General features: G+C 69.0%; 9 protein-coding genes. 6 read left to right on the forward strand and 3 right to left on the reverse strand.

All coding sequences use genetic code 11. The annotated features are described in order from the left end of the window. Positions 1-58 precede the first annotated feature (58 nt). Positions 59-1,537, reverse strand: a complete 1,479-nt coding sequence (locus tag EZ304_RS12330; RefSeq protein WP_142807214.1) for a leucyl aminopeptidase — start codon at positions 1,535-1,537, stop codon at positions 59-61. Positions 1,538-1,641: 104 nt separating this feature from the next. Here EZ304_RS12330 and lptF point away from each other — a divergent pair, with 104 nt between their 5' ends. After that, positions 1,642-2,724 (forward strand): LPS export ABC transporter permease LptF, encoded by a 1,083-nt coding sequence (lptF, locus tag EZ304_RS12335; protein WP_099551390.1) that lies wholly within the window; start codon positions 1,642-1,644, stop codon positions 2,722-2,724. After that, entirely contained in the window at positions 2,721-3,827 is a 1,107-nt protein-coding gene (lptG, locus tag EZ304_RS12340; protein WP_099551389.1) for an LPS export ABC transporter permease LptG, read from the forward strand. The genes lptF and lptG overlap by 4 nt, the downstream gene beginning before the upstream one ends. 179 nt (positions 3,828-4,006) lie before the next feature. On the opposite strand, the gene EZ304_RS12345 is transcribed toward lptG, so the two are convergent. Continuing rightward, positions 4,007-4,498, reverse strand: a complete 492-nt coding sequence (locus EZ304_RS12345; protein WP_142807215.1) for an RDD family protein — start codon at positions 4,496-4,498, stop codon at positions 4,007-4,009. Between the two features lie 56 nt (positions 4,499-4,554). On the opposite strand from EZ304_RS12345, the gene xerD reads away from it, so the two are divergent. Both xerD and EZ304_RS12355 read left to right on the forward strand, forming a co-directional pair. After that, on the forward strand, positions 4,555-5,532 hold the full coding sequence (xerD, locus tag EZ304_RS12350; protein ID WP_142807216.1) for a site-specific tyrosine recombinase XerD: 978 nt from the start codon (positions 4,555-4,557) through the stop codon (positions 5,530-5,532). Positions 5,533-5,632: 100 nt separating this feature from the next. Then, on the forward strand, positions 5,633-6,418 hold the full coding sequence (locus EZ304_RS12355) for a thioredoxin fold domain-containing protein (RefSeq protein ID WP_099551386.1): 786 nt from the start codon (positions 5,633-5,635) through the stop codon (positions 6,416-6,418). 114 nt (positions 6,419-6,532) lie between these two features. Here EZ304_RS12355 and EZ304_RS12360 read toward each other — a convergent pair whose 3' ends face one another. After that, entirely contained in the window at positions 6,533-8,632 is a 2,100-nt protein-coding gene (locus tag EZ304_RS12360; RefSeq protein ID WP_142807217.1) for a glycosyl hydrolase family 18 protein, read from the reverse strand. Positions 8,633-9,454: 822 nt separating this feature from the next. On the opposite strand from EZ304_RS12360, the gene purL reads away from it, so the two are divergent. After that, positions 9,455-13,339 (forward strand): phosphoribosylformylglycinamidine synthase, encoded by a 3,885-nt coding sequence (purL, locus tag EZ304_RS12365; RefSeq protein ID WP_142807218.1) that lies wholly within the window; start codon positions 9,455-9,457, stop codon positions 13,337-13,339. Between the two features lie 439 nt (positions 13,340-13,778). Next, entirely contained in the window at positions 13,779-20,960 is a 7,182-nt protein-coding gene (locus tag EZ304_RS12370) for an ESPR-type extended signal peptide-containing protein (RefSeq protein ID WP_142807219.1), read from the forward strand. Positions 20,961-21,014: the final 54 nt, after the last annotated feature.

Below are 21,014 nucleotides of genomic sequence, written 5' to 3' on the forward strand. Positions count from 1 at the left end.
TCCGGCGGTGCCGGGCGAGGCCCCGGCCGGCGGGAGCCGGCCAGGGTCGGGTACGGCATCAGGCGCGGGCGGCCTGGTCCAGCAGCCACTGGCTCAGCAGGCCGACCGGGCGGCCGGTGGCCATGCCACGCTTGCCTTCATCGCTGGCCACGCCGGCGATGTCCAGGTGGGCCCAACGCTGGCCTTCGGCGAAGCGCGACAGGAAGCAGCCAGCGGTGATCGCACCGGCCCAGCGGCCGCCGATGTTGTAGACGTCGGCGAAGGTCGAATCCAGCATCGGCTGGTACTCGTCCCACAGCGGCAGGCGCCAGGCGCGGTCGAACACGTGCTCGCCGGCGGCCAGCAGTTCGTTGGCCAGATCGTCGTGCTTGCTCATCAGGCCGGCGGTCTGGTGACCCAGGGCCACCATGCAGGCACCGGTCAGGGTGGCGACGTCGACCAGCGCGGCCGGTTCGAAGCGCTGCGCGTAGGTCAGTGCGTCGCACAGGATCAGGCGGCCTTCGGCGTCGGTGTTGCCGACTTCGATGGTCTTGCCCGACATCGAGGTGATCACGTCGGACGGGCGGTAGGCGTTGCCGTCGATGGCGTTTTCCACCGCCGGCACCACCACGACGAGGTTCAGCGGCAGCTTGGCCTTGACCGCGGCGACGAAGGTGCCGATGACGTTGGCGCCACCGCACATGTCGTACTTCATTTCCTCGATGCCGCCCTGGGTCTTCAGGTTGACGCCACCGGTATCGAAGGTGATGCCCTTGCCGACCAGCACATAGGGCTTGGCGTCGCCGGCACCGGTCCACTTCAGCACCACCAGGCGCGGGCGGTTGGCCGAACCACGGGCCACGGCCAGCAGCGAGCCCATGCCCAGCGCTTCCATCTGATGCTCGTCGAGGATCTCGGCTTCGGCACCGTCGTGCTCGCCGGCGAACTTCACGCCCACTTCGGCCAGGTAGGCCGGGGTGCAGTAGTTCGGCGGCAGGTTGCCCAGCTCGCGGGCGAACTCGACACCGGCGGCGATGGCCTGGCCCTGGGCCAGGGCCTGGGCGTCGTCGCCGGCGATGGCCAGCTGGGCCAGGCCGGCGTCGTCGGCCTTCTTCTTGCCCAGGGTGGCGGTGTAGCGGTAGGCGGCATGATCGGCGGCGATCACCGCCTGGCGGATCGCCCAGGCCGCGTCGCGGTCCTTGATGGCCACTTCGGACAGGGTGAACAGTGCGCTGCGGGTAGCGCCGGCCTTCAGCGCGCGCACGGCGTCGCCAACGGCCTTCAGGTACTGCGGCACACCGAAGCGGGCGGCGTCGCCGAGGCCGACCACCAGCACGCGCGGGGCGGACACGCCCGGCAGGTCGTGCAGCAGGGTGGTGGCGCCGGTCTTGCCGGACAGGTCGCCGCGCTGGGCCAGCGAGGCCAGTCGGCCGCCGCTGGCAGCGTCCAGGGCCTGTGCGGCCGGGGTCAGGGTATGGTCGGCATACGCGCCGACCACCAGGCAATCAACGGTGGCGGCGGCCGGAGCAACGTGGTTCAGGGTGAATTCGAGGGCCATTGAGCAGATTCCATTGGCAAGTCCGTACAATCGCGGACCGTTTACGCCCAGACAGTAGACTGGGCGGCACCGCGAACGAACCCCAGAGTTTAAACCACCGCCCCATGTTGAAGCTCGACCGATACCTGCTGGGCGATTTCGTCCAGAGTTTCCTGGCTACCCTGATCGTCCTGCTGGTGGTCAGCGTGGGCGGCGTGCTGGTGGACATCCTCGGCAACATCGCCGACGGGCGCCTGCCGGCCAAGCTGCTGTTCTCCCAGCTGGGCCTGCAGTTCATCGCCTACCTGCCACTGATCCTGCCGCTGGCGCTGATGCTGGGCCTGCTGCTGGCGGTGGCCCGCCTCTACCGCGACTCGGAAATGGCCGTCATCACTGCCATTGGCGTGGGTCCCAGGCGCCTGCTGCGGCCGCTGCTGATGCTGGTGGTGCCGGTGGTGCTGCTGGTCGGCGCCTGCTCCTTGTGGCTGGGCCCATGGGCCGGCCGGGTGGCCGAGCAGATGATCATCGAGGCCAATCGAAGCGTGCTGATGGCGGGTCTGGAGCCGGGCCGATTCACCCAGCTGCCCAATGGCGGCGTGGTCTACCTGTCTTCGATCTCGCCCGATGGTACCCAGCTGGGCCGGGTCTTCCTGCAGCGGCAGAAGGACGACCGCCTGGAAGTGGTGTCCGCCGCAGGGGGGCGCATGTTCTTCGAAGGCGCGCGCCAGCGCTTCCTGGAACTGGATGATGGCCACCAGGTGGAAGGCCCGGTGGCCGGGGGGCTGGATTACCGTCTGGCCACCTTCGCCCGCAACGATGTGGCCCTGCCCGACGGTGCGCAGACCCGTACCGGGGATGATCCGGAACTGATGCCGACCACGCAGCTGTTCGGCGATGACCGGCCCGAGGCGCAGGCACAGCTGCATCGCCGCCTTGCTCCGCCGTTGATCGCACTGGCATTTGCGCTGCTGACCGTGCCGCTGGGCCGCAGTTCGCCGCGCCAGCAGCGCTACGGGCGGATGATGCTGGCGCTGATGGCCTACATGGTCGGTACCAACCTGATGTTCATCGGCAGTGGCTGGATCGCCAACGGCAAGATTCCGCCTGCGCTCGGCCTCTGGTGGCTGACCCTGCCGCTGCTGGCGCTGGCGATCTGGATGTATGCACGTGATGGCCGCCTGGGCCGCCCGAAGGGAGCCCGCGCATGAGGCTGCGCCCGATGCGTTTCGACCTGTATCTTGGCCAGTCGGTGTTCACCACGGTGCTGCTGACCTGGGCCGTGCTGGTGGGCCTGGACGTGGTGATGGCGTTCTCCGGCGAGTTCAAGGACATCGGCAAGAACGGCTACACCCTGGGGCATGCTGCCGCCTGGGTGCTGTACACGGTGCCACGCCGTGCCTACACCATGTTCCCCACCGCTGCGGTGATTGGTGCGCTGATGGGGCTGGGCCAGCTGGCCGCGACCTCTGAGCTGACCGCGCTGCGTGCGCTGGGCCTGTCGCGCAAGCGCCTGAGCGTATCGGTGGCCATCGCCCTGTCGCTGCTGACCGCCGTGATGGTGCTCAGCGCCGAGACGCTGGGCCCCTGGGGCCAGGACCGGGCCGACGCGCTGAAGTCCAGTGCCAAGTGGGGGCGCGACATCTCCACCACCCGCTATTCCGGCCTGTGGGCGCGCGAGGGCGATACCTTCCTCAGCGCTGCCGGTGGCGAAGAGCAGCTGGTGGGAGACAAGGGCACGCGGCTGATCCTGCGTGACGTGCGCCTGTATCGCATCGCCGAGGATGGTCGGATCGCCTCGCTGACCCATGCGGACACGGCCGAGCATGACCGTGACGGCTGGGTGCTGACCGGCGTGCGCCGCGATACCTTCGGTGAACGTTCGGCCACGCGCGAGGAAGTGGCGCGCGAGCCATGGAACTCCAAGCTGGACGCCGGGGCGCTGGCCACCGGCATCGCCAAGCCGCGCAACCTCAGCGTGGCCGAACTGCGCACCAGCATCGAATACCGCGAGCGCAACGGTCTGGATGCGCGCGACTACGAAGATGTGTACTGGAGCCGCTGGTTCTACCCGGTGAACGTGCTGGCGCTGTGCCTGGCCGCGGTGCCGTTCGCGTTCGGCTCGCTGCGCAGTGGTGGCATGGGCAAGCGCCTGTTCCTCGGCATCCTGTTCGCGCTGGGCTTCTGGCTGCTGCAGCTGTTCTTCGGCCGCATGGCCGGCGCGTTGAAGTTCGATTACCGCATCGCCTACGCGTTGCCACCGATCGTGATGCTGGCAGTATCGGGATTGCTGTTCCGGCGGAAATCAGGCTGATTCTGGTAGCGCGGGGCCATGCCCGGCGCTACCGGGGCAATCCAGCGCTTCGGCATCCGCGCCAGGACCACCAGCATCCCGGCCCAGCGTGCTTGATTCTGTAGAGCCGAGCCCATGCTCGGCTGCTTTTTGCGCACCGCCTGCCAGCCGAGCATGGGCTCGGCTCTACAGATCGTGCATCACCGTTTCGGTATACGCACCACGCGGGTGCCGCTGGCGCGGTCGTGCCAGGTCAGATGCTGGCGGTCGACCCACGCCCACCAGAATCCCAGTCCGCCCAGCAGCAGCGACAGCGTGCCGACGGCGAAACGCAGCCAAAGCTGTGCGCGGCGCAGGGGCGCGCCATCGCTCGATTCCAGCTTCAGCCGCCACGGCCGCATGCCGAGCGTCTGCCCGCCGCGGCGCCAGCTGGCCGTGGCATACCACCCCGTGATCAGCCAGCACACCGCCCACAGCAGCCACTGCCAGGCACTGAACGGTGCGATGTTCTCGCGCTGGGCGTGGCCGCTGAGGGTGTAGGCAAGGGTGAACAGGGTGCCGGCCAGCATCCACAGCGCCAGCACCGGCAGCGCGTCGTAGACCATCGCCAGCACGCGCCACAGCAGCAATGCGCGCGGGCGGGGCAGCTCGGTCGCGGCCGCAGGGGCCGAATCAATGGCAGGGCGGGACATGCGCCGAGCATACGCAATGCTGGCCGCATCCGCAGTCGCCCTCGTATCCTGCACGCATGGCCTCTGTTTCCACCCCCGCCGAACGCCGCCAGCTGGTGCAGCAACTGCCGGAACTGCGCGCCGATGACAGCGTGCGCATCCAGCGTTTCCTCGATGCGATCTGGGCCGAGAACGGTCTGGCCCGCGCCACCCTCGACAGCTACCGGCGCGATCTGGAAGGCCTGGCACGCTGGATGGACGGGCGCGATGGCGGCCTGGCCGGCATCGAACGTCCGGGATTGTTCGACTACCTGGCCTGGCGTACCCGTCATGGCTGGTCGCCGCGCAGCAATGCCCGCCTGATGTCGGCGTTGCGCGCGTTCTTCGCCGATGGCGTGCGACGGGGTGACCGCAGTGAAGACCCCAGCGCGCTGCTGGATCCCCCCAAGCTGCCTCGGCTGCTACCCAAGGCGCTGGCTGAGAGCCAGATCGACGCGCTGCTGGCGGCGCCGGATGTCGAGAGCCCGCTGGGCCTGCGCGATCGCGCCATGCTGGAGCTGATGTACGCCGCCGGCCTGCGCGTGAGCGAATTGGTGCTGCTGCCGGCCACCGCCGTCAACCTGCGCCAGGGCGTGCTGCGGGTCACCGGCAAGGGCAGCAAGGAACGGCTGGTGCCGCTGGGCGAGGAATCGCAGCACTGGCTGGAGCGCTACCTGCAGCAGTCGCGGCCGCAACTGGTCGGCAAGGGCAGGGTGCAGGCATTGGCGGATGGGCAGACGCCACTGTTCGTCGAGCCGACGCTGCATGCGCTGACCCGGCAGGCGTTCTGGCACCTAGTCAAGCGCCATGCGCAGGTGGCCGGCATCGACCCGGTGCGGATCAGCCCGCATGGCCTGCGCCACAGCTTCGCCACCCACCTGCTCAATCGTGGCGCCGATCTGCGCGCGCTGCAGATGCTGCTTGGCCACAGCTCGTTGTCGACCACCCAGATCTACACCCTGGTGGCGCGCGAGCACCTGCAGAAACTGCACGCTCGGCATCATCCGCGCGGTTGAGCCGCGGCCTGAACCCTGGCCCCGGGCGGTGCGCGGCGTCGCGGCCCGGTGCCGGTGGCTGTGTCAGAATCCGGGGTCTTCTTCTGTCGCGGACTGCTCCATGCTCCGATTTGCCATCGCCGCCGTGTTCGGTGCGCTCAGCCTGACCGCCTGCGCCCAGCCGGCCCCGCCGGCCGCCAAGGCACCCGCCGCTGCTGCGGCCAAGGCCAGCCCGGCCGCGAATGCGCCCGCCGACCAGGCGGTACGCGCCGCGCTGACCGCGCTGAACCCCGGTTTCCAGGTGGATTACATCGGCGCCGCGCCGTTCCCCGGCTTCCGCGAGGTCGTCGTTTCCGGTCAGCTGCTGTACGTCTCCGACGACGGCCGCTACCTGTTCCAGTCGCAGCCGTACGACACCCGTGCCAAGGGCCCGGCCAACAGCGAAGGCCTGCTCGGCTACCGCCGTGATCTGCTGGCCAAGGCCAACCATGGCGACCGCATCGTGTTCGCCGCGCCGAACGCCAAGTACACCATCAGCGTGTTCACCGATATCGAGTGCGGTTACTGCCGCAAGCTGCACCAGGACATCGCCGAGCTCAACCGCAACGGCATCACCGTCGAGTACCTGGCGTTTCCGCGCATGGGGCTGGGCAGCAAGGACTACACCGACATGATCTCGGTCTGGTGTGCGGCCGATCGTCGCCAGGCACTGACCAACGCCAAGCGCGGTGGCAGCGTGCCGGCCAAGAACTGCACCAACCCGGTGGCGATGCAGTACGCACTGGGCCAGCAGCTGGGCGTGAACGGCACGCCGGCGATCTTCGCGCCGGATGGCACCCAGCTGGGTGGTTACCTGCCGCCGGCGCAGCTGCGCGCGGCGCTGGACAAGCTGTCCGGGAAGCGCTGACGCGGAACGGCAGCGTCGAGCCACGCTCGACTGCGGTTCCACATGTGGCAGCCGAGCAGGGCTCGGCTCCACGGATTCGAGGCCGGGGATGCGTGTCGCATCCCCGGCTTTTTTTTACTTCAGGCCATCACTGACCGCCTTGGTCAGCGTGCCCTGTGCATCGTCACCACTGAACTCCCAGACGAACGCGCCGCCCAGGCCCTGGGTCTTCACGTAGCCCATCTTGCGGGTGATGTTGGCCGGGGTGTCGAAGCTCCACAGCGTGCTGCCGTTGTAGATCCAGGTGGCGCCGGCGGTGTTGTCGGTGTAGCCCGGCCACGCCAGGTTCTTCAGCACCTTCCAGTCTTCGATGCCGGCCTCGTAGGTGCCCGGCGCGGCGCCGGTCGCGGTCTGGTACAGGCCGTTGTTGGCGTTGGCCACACCGGTCCAGCCGCGCCCGTAGTAGCCGATGCCCAGGTTGAGCTTGGCCGCAGGCACGCCTCGGCTGATGAAGGCCTCGATGGCGTCGTTGCTGTTGTACAGCTTCTGGTCGCCGGTGGACGGATCATTCGGCGAATCAAACAACGCCGACTGGTGATTGGTCTTCGTATCCCACGCGCCGTGGAAGTCGTAGGTCATCACGTTGATGTAGTCCAGGTACGGGTGATACGCGGCCGGATCGGTGACGCGGATCTTGTCGATGCCGGCACCCACCGCCACCGTCAGCAACAGGCCTGGACGCACCGCATCGAGCTGGCGGCGGAACTCGGCCATCAGCGCGGTGAAGTTGGCGTTGTCTTCCGGCTTGCCGCATTCGATGCCGCACGCCACCGGGTATTCCCAGTCGACGTCGATGCCGTCGAACACACCCAGTGCGGCACCGGCACCACCGGCACCGTCGGTTACCGGCAGGTTGCCCTTGATGTAGGCGTCGATGCACGAGGCGACGAAGGCCTGGCGGTTTTCCGGGCGCGCCGCGCTGGAGAAGCCACGCGACCAGGTCCAGCCGCCCAGCGAGATCAGCACCTTCATGCCCGGGTATTTGGCCTTGAGCTGCTTGAGCTGGTTCCAGTTGCCGCGCAGCGGCTGGTCCCAGGTATCGGCGCTGCCGCTGACACTCTCGGCGGCACTGAAGGCCTTGGTGTAATCGGCGAAGGCATCGCCACCGGCACCGCTGTTCGGATCCGACGGCTGGGTGATGCCCACTTCGCAGCGATTGTTGCGAACGTTGCCGAACGCATAGTTGATGTGGGTCAGGCGCGCGGCCGAACCGCTGCTGTCGATGTTCTTGACCCGGTAGTTGCGGCCGTATATGCCCCACTGGGTGAAGTAGCCGATGACCCGCTTGCCGGTGGTGCCGCCGTCGCCGGCCAGCGTGGTGGCGCTGATCTCGGTGCCCTGGGCGGACGCGTTGCCGGCGTTGTCGCGGGCACGCACACGGTAGCGGTAGGTGGTGGATGCAGTCAGCCCGCCATCGACGTAGCTGGCACTGGACGGCGAGCCGACCAGGCTGCCGTTGCGGTACACGTCGTAGCCGGCCACGCCGCTGCCCCCGGTGTTGTCGGTGGACGGGCTCCAGCTGAGCGCGATGCTGTTTGCGGTGCGGGTGCCGACCGCCAGCCCGCCCGGCACGCTCGGTGCGGTGGTATCGCCGCCGGCGGCGTTGACTGTGATGGTGATGGTCGCGGTGCTGCTGGTGGCGTTGTTGTTGTCGGTGGCTACCGCGCGCAGGGTGTGGCTGCCGGCGCTGGCATTGGCCCAGCTGGCCGCATACGGCGCACTGGTGGCCACGCCCAGCGTGCTGCCATCGCGGAAGAACTCGACCTTGGCGACGCTGCCGTCCGGATCACTGGCGGTGGCGGTCACGTTGACCGTGCTGCCGGCACTGAAGGTGGCGCCGTTGGCCGGCGAGGTCAGGCTGACCACCGGCGGCTGGTTGGCGCCGCTGCCATCACAGGCGCCGAGGTTGGTGTAGTAGGGCGCACCGGCCGGATGGTCCGGCGGCGCGTTCCAGATGTCCTGGTTCGCCCGATAGAGGACGCCTCCTTTCTGCAGGGTATCGCCGGCCCGGTAGATCTTGGCCTGGTCCCACTGGGCCACCCCGGCACAGCTGGCGGCCTGCGCCAGGCCGGGCAGGGCGGCGGTACCGGCGGCCAGGGCAAGCAGCCAGGCCAGGCGGCGGGGACGACAGCTTCGGGTCGAACGTTCGGCACTGCGCACAATCGGGTCGTACATGGGTAAGTCTCCGATCAAAGGGCGCGCGGGCCCCGATGGCGCCGCGCGTGACGCAGGTCCGGGCGTCGCCCGGGAAGGCGACGGAGGGGGGCGGACGGAGGTACCTGGGAGGCCGGGGAGAGAGTCCGGCACCAGGTGGGGACAACGTTGTCATCAATCGTGTGGTCAATCCGTGAGCAAGCGCATGGTTCCGGGATTCGGGCGGAGAGCGGCGCTGCGCGCGGTCGGCGGCCATCGGCGGAGCCCCCCTCGTGGCTGGGATGGGTCGCTTACAGCGGGGTTCTGAGGTTTGGCCGGGTGGGTGGGGTCAGGCGGGGACGCCGTGAACCCGTCCCTGGGGGCTTGGCCGCGGCATCCATGCCGCGGACACCCCGCCTGACCCCACCCACCCGGCCCTTGACAGGTTCCTGCGCGGCCAGCCACGAAAGACAGAACAAAAAATCAAAAGCAGAAGCCGGTCGCTTCGCTCTCCAATGCCTGACTTCTGGGATTTCCCTGGTTGCCGGCCAGCGGCCGGCAACCAGGGAGCATCCACACATGGTGTGGATCTACCGCAGATCGCGGAAATCTGTCGAAGGCGGGGTGGGTCCGGTTGCGGGGGTGTCAGCCGCATGGATGCGGCTGCCAAGCCCCCAGGGACGGGTTTACGGCGTCCCCCGCAACCGGACCCACCCCGCCATCCCACGGGAACCCAGCTTTTGCTTTGGCCGTTGCCGTTGCCGTTGCCTTGGCCTCGGCGGGTGCCGGGCGCCGCCCGGCCAAAGCCCATCCCCCGCTTCCGGTACAATGTCGGGCCCGTTTCCCAACTACGGTTCCCCGGACATGATGGTCCTCGAGGGCGCGCCCGCCCTGTCGCCGTTCCGCCGCGAACGTCTTGAATCCCGCCTGCAGTCCATCGCTCCCTCCCTGCGCATCAGTGGTGCCTGGCACGTCTACTTCGTGCAGCCCGAAGGCAGCGCCACTCCCGACCTCGCCACCCTGTGCCGCATCCTCGAAGCTGCGCCGCAGGCCGAGGCCGTGGCCGAAGGCGCGGTCAGCCGAATCGTGGTGCCGCGCCTGGGTACGCTGTCGCCGTGGTCGAGCAAGGCCACCGAACTGGTCCGCGGTGCCGGCCAGCCGGTGAGCCGGGTCGAGCGAGGCCTGCGCATCGACGTGCAGGGCTGGCCGGCCGATGCCGACGTGCAGCAGGCGCTGGTCAAGGCGCTGCACGACCCGATGACGCAGTCGGTGCTGGAGACCGTGCAGCAGGGCCAGGCGCTGTTCTCGGCGCCCGCCCGTGGCGAACTGGAACGCGTGCCGGTGGACCAGCTGGAGGCCGCCAACGAGCGCCTCGGCCTGGCCATGGCCCAGGACGAGATCGATTACCTGCGCGAACGCTTCACCGCGCTGGGCCGCTCGCCGTCGGACGTCGAACTGATGATGTTCGCGCAGGCCAATTCCGAGCACTGCCGCCACAAGATCTTCAACGCCAGCTGGACCATCGACGGCCAGGAGCAGGACCGCTCGCTGTTCCGGATGATCAAGAACACCCACCAGCAGACCCCGCAGCACACGCTCAGCGCGTACAGCGACAACGCCGCGGTGATCGAAGGCCATCCGGCCTCGCGCTACCGCCCGGATCCGGCCAGCGGCGAGTACCGTCGTGAACCGCAGGTGCCCAGCGCGTTCCAGATCAAGGTGGAGACCCACAACCACCCGACCGCCATCGCACCGTTCCCGGGCGCCTCGACCGGCGCCGGTGGTGAAATCCGCGATGAAGGCGCGACCGGCCGCGGCGGCAAGCCGAAGGCGGGCCTGACCGGGTTCTCGGTCTCGCACCTGCGCATTCCCGAGCTGCCGCAGCCGTGGGAGGCGCCGCGCGCGCTGAATCCGCGCATGGCGCCGGCGCTTGAAATCATGACCGATGGCCCGCTCGGCGGCGCCGCGTTCAACAACGAGTTCGGCCGCCCGAACCTGCTCGGCTACTTCCGCAGCTTCGAGCTGCCTGAAGGCGCCGGCCTGGTCCGCGCCTACGACAAGCCGATCATGCTGGCCGGTGGCCTCGGCGCCATCGACCGCGTGCAGGTGGACAAGATCCAGCTGCAGGCCGGTGATGCGGTGATCGTGCTGGGTGGCCCGGCGATGCTGATCGGCCTGGGCGGCGGTGCCGCCAGTTCGGTGGCCTCCGGCGAGAGCGCCGAGGACCTGGACTTCGCCAGCGTGCAGCGCGACAACCCGGAAATGGAACGCCGCTGCCAGGAGGTCATCGACCGCTGCGTGGCGATGGGCGCCAACAACCCGATCAAGTTCTTCCACGACGTCGGTGCCGGTGGCCTGTCCAATGCCATCCCCGAACTGCTGCACGACTCCAAGGTCGGCGGCGTGATCGACCTGGGCAAGGTGCCCACCGATGATCCGTCGCTGTCGCCGATGCAGCTGTGGTGCAACGAATCGCAGGAACGCTACGTGCTGGGCGTGGCCCAGGAGCGCCTGGCCGAGTTCGCGGCGCTGTGCGCCCGCGAGCGCTGCCCGTTCGCTGCGGTCGGCGTGGCCACCGCCGAGGAACACCTGGTGGTGGCTTACGGTGCCGTGCCGGGCCACACGCCGGCCGATGCGCCGATTGACCTGCCGATGGACGTGCTGTTCGGCAAGCCGCCGAAGATGCACCGCGACACCGCACACCCGCCGGCACCGCGCTGGCCGGCGCTGAAGACCGGCGGCCTGGATCTGCAGGAAGCCGGCCTGCGCGTGCTCGCGCACCCGACGGTCGCCTCGAAGAACTTCCTGGTCACCATCGGTGACCGCAGCGTCGGTGGCCTGACCGCACGCGAACAGATGGTCGGCCCGTGGCAGCTGCCGGTGGCCGACGTGGCGATCACCCTGGCCGACTTCGACGGCGTGGCCGGCGAAGCGATGTCGATCGGCGAGCGCACCCCGCTGGCCCTGCTCGACGCGGGCGCGTCGGCACGCATGGCGGTGGGTGAAGCGCTGACCAACCTGTGCGCGGCCCCGGTCGATGCGCTGGATGAGATCAAGCTGTCGGCGAACTGGATGGCCGCTGCCGGCCACCCGGGCGAAGACGCGCTGCTGTACGACGCGGTGAAGGCGGTGGGCATGGAACTGTGCCCGCAGCTGGACATCAGCATCCCGGTGGGCAAGGACTCGCTGTCGATGCAGGCGCAGTGGCACGACCAGGGCGAAGCGCACAAGAGCGTGTCGCCGGTGTCGCTGGTGATCTCCGCGTTCGCGCCGGTGGCCGACGTGCGCCAGCAGCTGACCCCGCTGCTCGACCGCGACGTCGAAAGCGAGCTGTGGCTGATCGGCCTCGGCGCTGGCAAGCAGCGCCTGGGCGGTTCGATCCTGGCCCAGGTGCATGCCGACCACGGTGACCTGCCGGCGTTCGCCGGTGCTGCCCCGGATCTGGACGACCCGCAGCGCCTGCGCGGTTTCTTCGAACTGATCCGCGATGCGCGCCAGGCCGGCCTGCTGCTGGCCTACCACGACCGCAGCGACGGCGGTGCCTTCGCCGCGCTGTGCGAAATGGCCTTCACTTCACGCCTGGGGCTGGATATCACCCTCGACGCCTGGGGCGACGATCCGTTCCGCAGCCTGTTCAACGAAGAACTGGGCGCGGTGGTGCAGATCGCGCGCGAAGACCGCGCGGCATTTGCCGACCTGGTCGAGCGCCATGCACTGACCGAGTGCGCGCAGCGCATCGCCAAGCCGACCACCGCACCGGTGGTGCGCGTGTCGCTGGCTGGCGAGAACCTGGCCGAATGGCGCTGGGAAACGCTGTTCGACGCCTGGTGGTCGGTCACCCACGCCATGCAGAAGCGCCGCGACAACCCGGCCAACGCCGATGCCGAGCGTGAGATCGCCCGTGCCTTCAACGCACCGGGCCTGAAGCCCAGGCTCAGCTTCGACATCAATGAAGACGTGGCCGCCCCGTTCATCAGCACCGGTGCGCGTCCGCGCGTGGCCGTGCTGCGCGAGCAGGGCGTCAACGGCCAGATCGAAATGGCGAACATCTTCGAACGTGCCGGCTTCCGCCCCTTCGATGTGCACATGAGCGACCTGATCGAAGGCCGCGTCGCCCTGCAGGACTTCACCGGCCTGGTCGCCTGCGGCGGCTTCAGTTACGGCGACGTGCTTGGCGCTGGCCGTGGCTGGGCCACTTCGATCCTGGAGCGCAGTGCGCTGCGTGATGCCTTCGCCGCGTTCTTCGCGCGCGAGGACAGCTTCGCCCTGGGCGTGTGCAACGGCTGCCAGATGATGAGCCAGCTGAAGGACATCATTCCCGGTGCCGAACACTGGCCGCAGTTCCGCCGCAACGCCAGCGAGCAGTTCGAAGCCCGTACCGCGCTGCTGGAAGTGGTGGAATCTCCATCGATCCTGCTGCGTGGCATGGCCGGTTCGCGCCTGCAGGTGGCAGTGGCGCATGGTGAAGGCCAGGCGGTGTTCGACAACGCGGTCGACCAGGCCGCGGCCCGTGTTTCGCTGCGCTACATCGATGGCCACGGCAACGTTGCCAGCCAGTACCCGCTGAATCCGAACGGTTCGCCGGACGGCATCACCGGCCTGACCAGCAGCGACGGCCGCGTGACCATCATGATGCCGCACCCGGAACGCACCCCGCGCGCGCTCAACATGAGCTGGGCCCCGGCCGAGTGGCAGGGTGATTCGCCGTGGATGCGCATGTTCCGCAACGCGCGGGTGTGGTGCGGCTGATCGCACCACATCGCGCAGGCATCAATGCCACCGCGTATGGAAAAGCCCGCCGTTGATCGGCGGGTTTTTTCTTTGCGCGCGTGAAAATCCTGATGTGCCCGCTAGTTACATGGATTTTCAGGCGACAAAGTATCGTCACGCGTCGCTAACAAAATCATTTTATAAACAGGCGAAAGAGTGAACTGCTTCACGGCAATAGGATTTGTCGTGTCAAAGTCTTGACGATCTGCAAAGTTGCCGTTAACACTTGAACCCCGTTTCAGAATCATTCATTTCGCAGTAACCGGTTGGCGCACGCGCTCGGTTTTCTGTCGCTGCGCGCCGTTCGGCAATACCCCGCAGTAAATCACGCGAATAAGCGCCCCCAGGGGACGTTGGGCCGGAAAGCCCAGCGGTGGCGTTGCTTTGCCCAAAACCAGTCCAATCAGGAGCCGTACCGATGAATCGGATTTATCGCAAGGTCTGGAACAAAGCATTGGGTCAGTTGGTGGTGGCCTCGGAACTGGCTTTCTCCGACAGCAGCAGCGGTGGGGTCGTCGACCAGCGCCGCGATGCGACACAGGCCACGCCCGCACTGCTGGCGGTGGCACTGGGCCTGGTATTGGGATTGGGCATGAGTGGCTCTGCCACCGCACAGTCGGTGCAGATCGGCGGTAGCGCCACCTGCGTGGCATTCAGCGGCAAGCTGCTCGAAAAGTGCCTGATCGAAGGTTCGGCCACGGCCAAGGGCAGCAACGCGGTGGCGATCGGCAGCAACAGCAGTGCCAGTGCGGCCAACAGCGTGGCGCTGGGCGCGGGATCCAAGGCCACGCGCGCCAACACCGTCTCCGTCGGTGATGCCGGCAAGGAACGGCAGGTCACCAATGTCGCCGCAGGCACGCAGGCGACCGACGCAGTGAACAAGGCGCAGCTGGATGCGCAGGCGCGCGCCACGCAGGCCGCGCTGGCCAACGTTGCCGCAGACGGCAACCGCTATTTCAAGGCCGACGGCGCAGGCGATGACAGCGACGCGGCGAAGATCCAGGGCGAGGGCGCACTGGCTGCCGGTGCCGGTGCGCAGTCGCTGGCCAACGCCACCACCGCCATCGGTACCCAGGCCATTGCCGCAGGCATCGGCGCCAGCGCGTTCGGCCAGGGCGCGTTGGCGATCGGTGATGCCAGCGTAGTGGTCGGGCAGAGCGCAGCAGCCTTCGGCCTTGGCGATACCGCCGTCGGTGCCAGCGCATATGCCGCCAGCGAAAACGGTGCAGCAACGGCACTGGGTGCACTGTCCGAAGCCACCGCTGATGGTGCGACCGCCGTCGGTGGCGGTGCTGTGGCGATGGGCCCCGGCAGTACCGCATTGGGCCGCGGCGCCACCGCGGCCAACGAAGCCTCGATTGCAGTCGGTGCGTTCAGCACGGCCGTCGGTGAATACAGCACCGCGCTGGGCTCCAATTCGGCCGCGGTAGCCACCGGCAGCGTGGCGCTGGGCGCCGGGTCGCTGGCCGACCGTGTCGATACCGTGTCCGTCGGTGCCGCCGAATACGGCCTGACCCGCCAGATCACCAGCGTTGCCGCCGGCACCGAGGATACCGATGCGGTCAATGTTGGCCAGTTGAAGGGCGTTGCAGCGGTGGCCGATGCCACCGCCAAGCGCTTCCAGGCCACCGGCAGCAGCAACGGCGATGCCGGTGCTCTGGCAGAGGGTGATGACGCATTGGCTGCCGGCGAGGCCGCCAACGCCATCGGCACCGGCACCACGGCGGTCGGTGCCGGTGCCACCGCCGTTGCGCAGAACGCGACCGCGGTGGGCAACAACGCGCTGGCCTCGGGCCAGAACAGCGCAGCGTTCGGCAACAACGCGCAGGCCAATGGCCCGGGTAGCGTGGCCGTCGGTGGCGCTGCGGTGGACGCCAACGGCAACCCGCTGATCACCAGTGGTGGCGTGCCGGTGGTCACCGGCGCCACCAGCGCCGGCGTGGGTGGCACGGCGGTCGGCGCAAGTGCCGATGCCAGCGGCTTTGCCGCATCGTCCTATGGCGTGGGGGCCTATGCGTCCGGCGCGCAGGCGTCGGCGTTCGGCGCGGTCTCCAATGCCATCGGCGATTACTCCACGGCACTGGGTACGCAGAGCAATGCCACGGGCACCAGCAGCGTCGCCATCGGTGGCCCGGCCGATCTGGTTCCGGGCATGGGCTTCTTCGTTCAGACCCAGGCCAGCGGCGAAGCCGCGATTGCGGTGGGTGCCGGCGCCATCGCCAGCGGCGACCGCGCGGTGGCCAACGGCACCCTCAGCGAAGCCTCCGGCATCGAAGCCACCGCGGTGGGCTACTTCGCCTATGCACCGGGCGAGAACGCCAGCGCGCTGGGTGCGCAGACCTGGGCTGTCGGCAAGGACAGCACCGCCATCGGCTACTACGCTACCGCTGGCGCCGAGAACAGTGTTGCACTGGGTGCCTACTCCGGGTCCAACCGCGCCAACACGGTTGCCGTGGGTACCAATGGCAACGAGCGGCAGATCGTCAGCGTGGCCGCGGGCACCCAGGCCACCGATGCGGTGAACAAGGCGCAGCTGGATGCGGTGGCCAGCACCGCCGACAGCACCGCGCGCTTCTTCCAGGCCCAGCCGGAAGCCGGCAGCGATGCCGGTGCGCTGGCCGAGGGCGAGGGTGCCATCGCCGCTGGTTCGTCGAGCAATGCGATCGGTGCCGGTGCGGTCGCGCATGGCGCGGCCGCCTCGGCAATCGGCGATGACAGCGTGGCGGTGGGCCGCAACAGCACGGCCACCGGCAATGGCGGTGTCGCCATTGGTGGCCTGGGCCAGGCCTACGACGAGTTCAACCAGCCCATCATCGGTGCCGATGGCAAGGCGCAGCAGGTGGGCACCACGGCCGTGGCCGATGCCACGGCGGTCGGCAGCGCTGCGCAGGCCACCGGCGCTGCCAGCAGCGCCTTCGGCAATGCGGCCAAGGCCAGCGGTGACAACAGCTTCGCCGCCGGCGGCAAGTCACGCGCGACCGGCGCGTATGCGGTGGCGGTGGGTGACAGTGCGTTCGCCAGCAGCGATGACAGCACCGCAGTAGGCGGCTACAGCTGGGCCACCGCCAGCGGCGCCAGCGCCTTTGGTTCCGGTGCGTGGGCCACCGCCACCAACGCCTCGGCGTTCGGCAACGCGGCGTGGGCCAGCGGGGCTGGCGCCACGTCGATCGGCTACAACAGCTGGGCCAACGGAACCAGCGCCACCGCAGTTGGCCGCGGCGCCTTCGGCTATGGCGACAACAGCGTGGCGCTCGGCTTCCAGGCGCTGGGCAACAGCATCAACAGCATCGCCATCGGCACCAACACGGTGGCCGGCGGCGAAAGTGCGATCGCGCTGGGTGCGGGCAGCAATGCCAGTGCCAGCAATGCCGTCGCACTCGGCGCGGGCTCGGTCGCCAACCGCGCACGCACGGTGTCGGTGGGCAGCAGCGGCAACGAGCGCCAGGTCACCAACGTCGCCGCCGGTACCCAGGCCAACGATGCGGTGAACAAGGCACAGCTGGATGCGGTGGCAAGCACCGCCACAACCACCAGCCGCTTCTTCCAGGCCAGCGGCAACGGCGACGATGTGGCGGGTGCGCTGGTGGAGGGCGACAACGCGCTGGCCGCCGGTGACGCGGCCAACGCCATCGGCGATGGCGCCACCGCGCTCGGCAGCGGTGCCAATGCGCTGGCCGGAAACGCGCAGGCGATCGGCTTCAACGCGCTGGCGACCGCCGCCAATGCCAGTGCCGTAGGCGCCAACGCACAGGCCACCGCCGAATACGCCACCGCGCAGGGTGCGGAAAGCGAAGCCAGCGGTGAGCAGAGTGCGGCATTCGGCGCGGCCAGCATCGCCAGCGGCGCGGGCAGCACCGCCAGCGGTGCCCTGTCCGAAGCGTCCGGCGAAGAAGCCGTAGCCGTGGGCTACTTCAGCAACGCCAGTGGCAGCGGCGCCACCGCGGTCGGCAGCGAGAGCGTGGCCAGCGGCACGGCCGCGGCAGCGTTCGGTATCGGTGCCGAAGCCACCGGTGGCTACAGCACCGCCATCGGCGGCTATGCACAGGCCTCGGCCTTCAATGCCACCGCCTTTGGCAACTTCGCCAACGCCTCGGGTTCCAACAGCGTGGCGCTGGGCGGTGATTCGCAAGCGTCCGGTGCTTACAGTACCGCCACCGGCCAGGGCAGCCTGGCCACCGGCACCAACAGCGTCGCCGTCGGTGGTTCGCTGTTCGGCACCCTGGCCACCGAGGCCTCGGGCAACTACTCCACGGCGGTGGGTGGTGGCGCCTGGTCGGGAGGTATCAACAGCACCGCGCTGGGCAACGCGGCGGAATCGCGCGCGGCCAACAGCGTGGCGCTCGGTGCGGATTCGATTGCGGACCGCGACAATACCGTGTCGGTGGGCGGCGGCGGCAACACCCGCCAGATCACCAACGTGGCCGATGGCACGCAGGGCAACGATGCGGTCAACAAGAACCAGCTCGATGCCGTAGCCGCCGCCGCGGAAAAGACCAGCAGGCAGTTCCAGGCCAGCGGCAATGCCGATGGTGAAACCGGAGCGCTGGTGGAGGGCGACAATGCGCTGGCCGCCGGTGATGCGGCCAACGCGATCGGCAACGGTGCCACCGCGCTGGGCAGTGGTGCCAATGCGCTGGCCGCGAACGCCACCGCAGTCGGCATCGATGCGCTGGCGACCGGTAACAACGCGGCGGCACTGGGCAGCACGGCACAGGCCACCGGCGAGGACAGCCTGGCCCTGGGCAGCGGCGCCAGCGCCAGCGAAGTGGGGACAAGCGCGGTGGGCGCGCGCGCACAGGCAAGCGGTGTCTACAGCACCGCCAACGGTACTGAATCCAACGCCAGTGGCGCACAGTCCGTTGCCAGCGGCTTCCGCAGCGCGGCCTCCGCTGATGGCACCACCGCGGTGGGTGGCTATGCCGAAGCGACCGGTCGCCTCGGCACCGCACTGGGCTACGGCTCGGCTGCCAGCGGCGCCAACACCACGGCGGTGGGCTTCGGGGCAGCAGCGGCGGGCACCGGCGCGGTTGCGGTGGGTCAGTCGAGTGAAGCCAGCGGCGCGGAAAGCGTAGCGATCGGCGGCAGCACCTTCTTCGGCCTGATCCCGTCGCGCGCCAGTGGCACCGGTGCGGCAGCATTCGGTGCCGGTGCGTGGGCCACCGAGGACTACGCGACGGCCATCGGCTGGAATGCCTGGTCGGCAGGTACCAACGCCACGGCGCTGGGTGCCAACGCCACCGCCAATGGCAGCAACAGCGTTGCGCTCGGTGCCGGTTCCAAGGCTGACCGCGACAACACGGTGGCCGTTGGCAAGGCCGGCAGCGAACGCCAGGTCACGAACGTTGCCGCCGGTACCGAAGCCACCGATGCGGTGAACAAGGGCCAGCTCGACGCCGTTGCCAGTGTCGCCGACAAGACCAGCCGCCAGTTCCAGGCCAGCGGCAATGCCGATGGCGAGGCCGGTGCACTGGTCGATGGTGAAAATGCGCTGGCGGCGGGCAATGCGGCCAATGCGATCGGCAACGGTGCGACCGCGCTGGGCAGCGGCGCCAACGCCATGGCCGCCAATGCCACGGCGGTCGGCTTCGATGCGCTGGCCACCGGCAGCAACGCTGCCGCACTGGGCAATGCTGCGCAGGCCAGTGGTGTCGACAGCGTGGCGCTGGGCAGCGGTGCCAGCGCCAGCGAAACCGGCGCCAGCGCCACCGGTGCCGGGGCCCAGGCGAAGGGCCCCTACAGCACCGCCAACGGTGCGCAGGCCACGGCCACCGGCACGCAGGCGCAGGCCAGTGGTTTCCGCGCCAGTGCTTCGGCTGACGGCGCTTCGGCCATCGGCAGCTACGCCGATGCCAGCGGTCGCCTCGGCACTGCGGTGGGCTACGGCAGCAAGGCCACCGCCGCCAACGCCACGGCAGTGGGTGTCAGTGCCACCGCCAGTGCTGCGGGCAGCGTGGCATTGGGTTCGGGCTCGGTGGCTGATCGTGCCAACACCGTCTCGGTGGGCAGCACCACCAGCGATCGCCAGATCACCCGTGTCGCCGCCGGTACCGAACGCACCGATGCGGTCAACCGCGGCCAGCTTGACGCGGTGGCTGCAACCGCCGATGGCACGGCGCGCTACGTCAAGGCCAGCGGTACCGGCACCGCCAGTGCCAGCGGCAGTGACGCGGCAGCGCTGGGTTCGGGAGCCAGCGCCAGTGGTGCACGCAGCAACGCACTGGGTGCCAATGCGGCAGCCATCGGCAACGGTGCGCTGGCACTGGGCAGCAGCGCCGGTGCGTCCGGTGCCAACTCGGTGGCACTGGGTGCAGGTTCGCGCGCACTCGATGCCAACGTGGTGTCGGTCGGCGGTGGCAACGGCAGCGATGGCCCGGCCACGCGCCGCATCGTCAACGTGGCTGATGGCCGCATCGCGGCCGGCAGCAGTGACGCGGTCACCGGTTCCCAGCTCAATGTCACCAACCAGCGCGTGGGCGCAGTGGAAACCCGCGTCGGTGATTTCGATTCGCGCATCGCCACGGTGGAGACCACGGCGGCCAGTGCGGTCGGCTACGACGACGCCAGCCGTGACCGCCTGACCCTGTCCGGCTTCCAGGGCACCACCATCGACAACGTCGGTGCCGGCAGCATCGCCGCCGGCAGCCGCCAGGCGATCAATGGCGGCCAGCTGTTCCAGTCGCTCAGCGATGCGGCCAGTTTCCTGGGGGGCGGCGCCAGCGTCGGCATGCAGGGCGTGTTCGTGGCGCCGAACTACGTGATCCAGGGTGCCACCTACAGCAACGTCGGTGATGCGCTGGGTGCGTTGGACCGCAAGGTCAGCGAGATCGACCGCCGCACCGCCGGTGGTACGCGTTCGGGAACGGCCAGCCTGCGCTCGATGAGTGCCTCGCTGGATGAAAGCGCACTGGCCAGCGTTGCCGAAGCACCGACGGCGGCCGATGCAGCACCAGCCAGCACCGCGCGCGTGCAGGGCACGCCGACCGCGGCGGCGGCGGGTGCGGGCATCCCGGTGGGCACCCCGGCATCGGGGCTCAACGCGGTCGCCATGGGTGACGGCGCAGTGGCCAGCGGTGCCGCGTCCACCGCCGTCGGCCAGGGCGCAAGTGCCACCGCTGCCAACGCTGTGGCACTGGGCCAGGGCTCGGTTGCCGATCGTGCCAATACGGTGTCGGTGGGCAGCGAAGGCAACGAGCGCCAGGTCACCAACGTGGCAGCCGGTACCACTGCCACCGATGCGGTCAACAAGGGCCAGCTCGATCGCGGCATGGCCACCGCCAACAGCTACACCGACAGCCGCGTCCAGGCCGTCGCCGACAGCTTCGATGTGTTCAAGGGCGAGGTCGACGGGCGCCTGCGGCACATGGATCGCCGCATCGACCGACAGGGCGCGATGAGCGCGGCGATGCTCAACATGGCCACCAGTGCTGCCGGCATCCGTACCCAGAACCGGGTCGGCGTCGGCATCGGTTTCCAGGGCGGTGAATCGGCACTGTCGCTGGGTTACCAGCGTGCGATCAGCGACCGCGCCACGGTGACGGTCGGCGGTGCCTTCAGCAGCGACGACAGCTCGGTCGGCGTCGGTGCCGGCTTCGGCTGGTAAGCCACTCCATCGCGCCGGCGGCCACCCACGCCGGCGCAGCACCTGCAACGAGGG

The organism is Stenotrophomonas maltophilia (assembly GCF_006974125.1).
GTDB lineage: Bacteria > Pseudomonadota > Gammaproteobacteria > Xanthomonadales > Xanthomonadaceae > Stenotrophomonas > Stenotrophomonas maltophilia_O.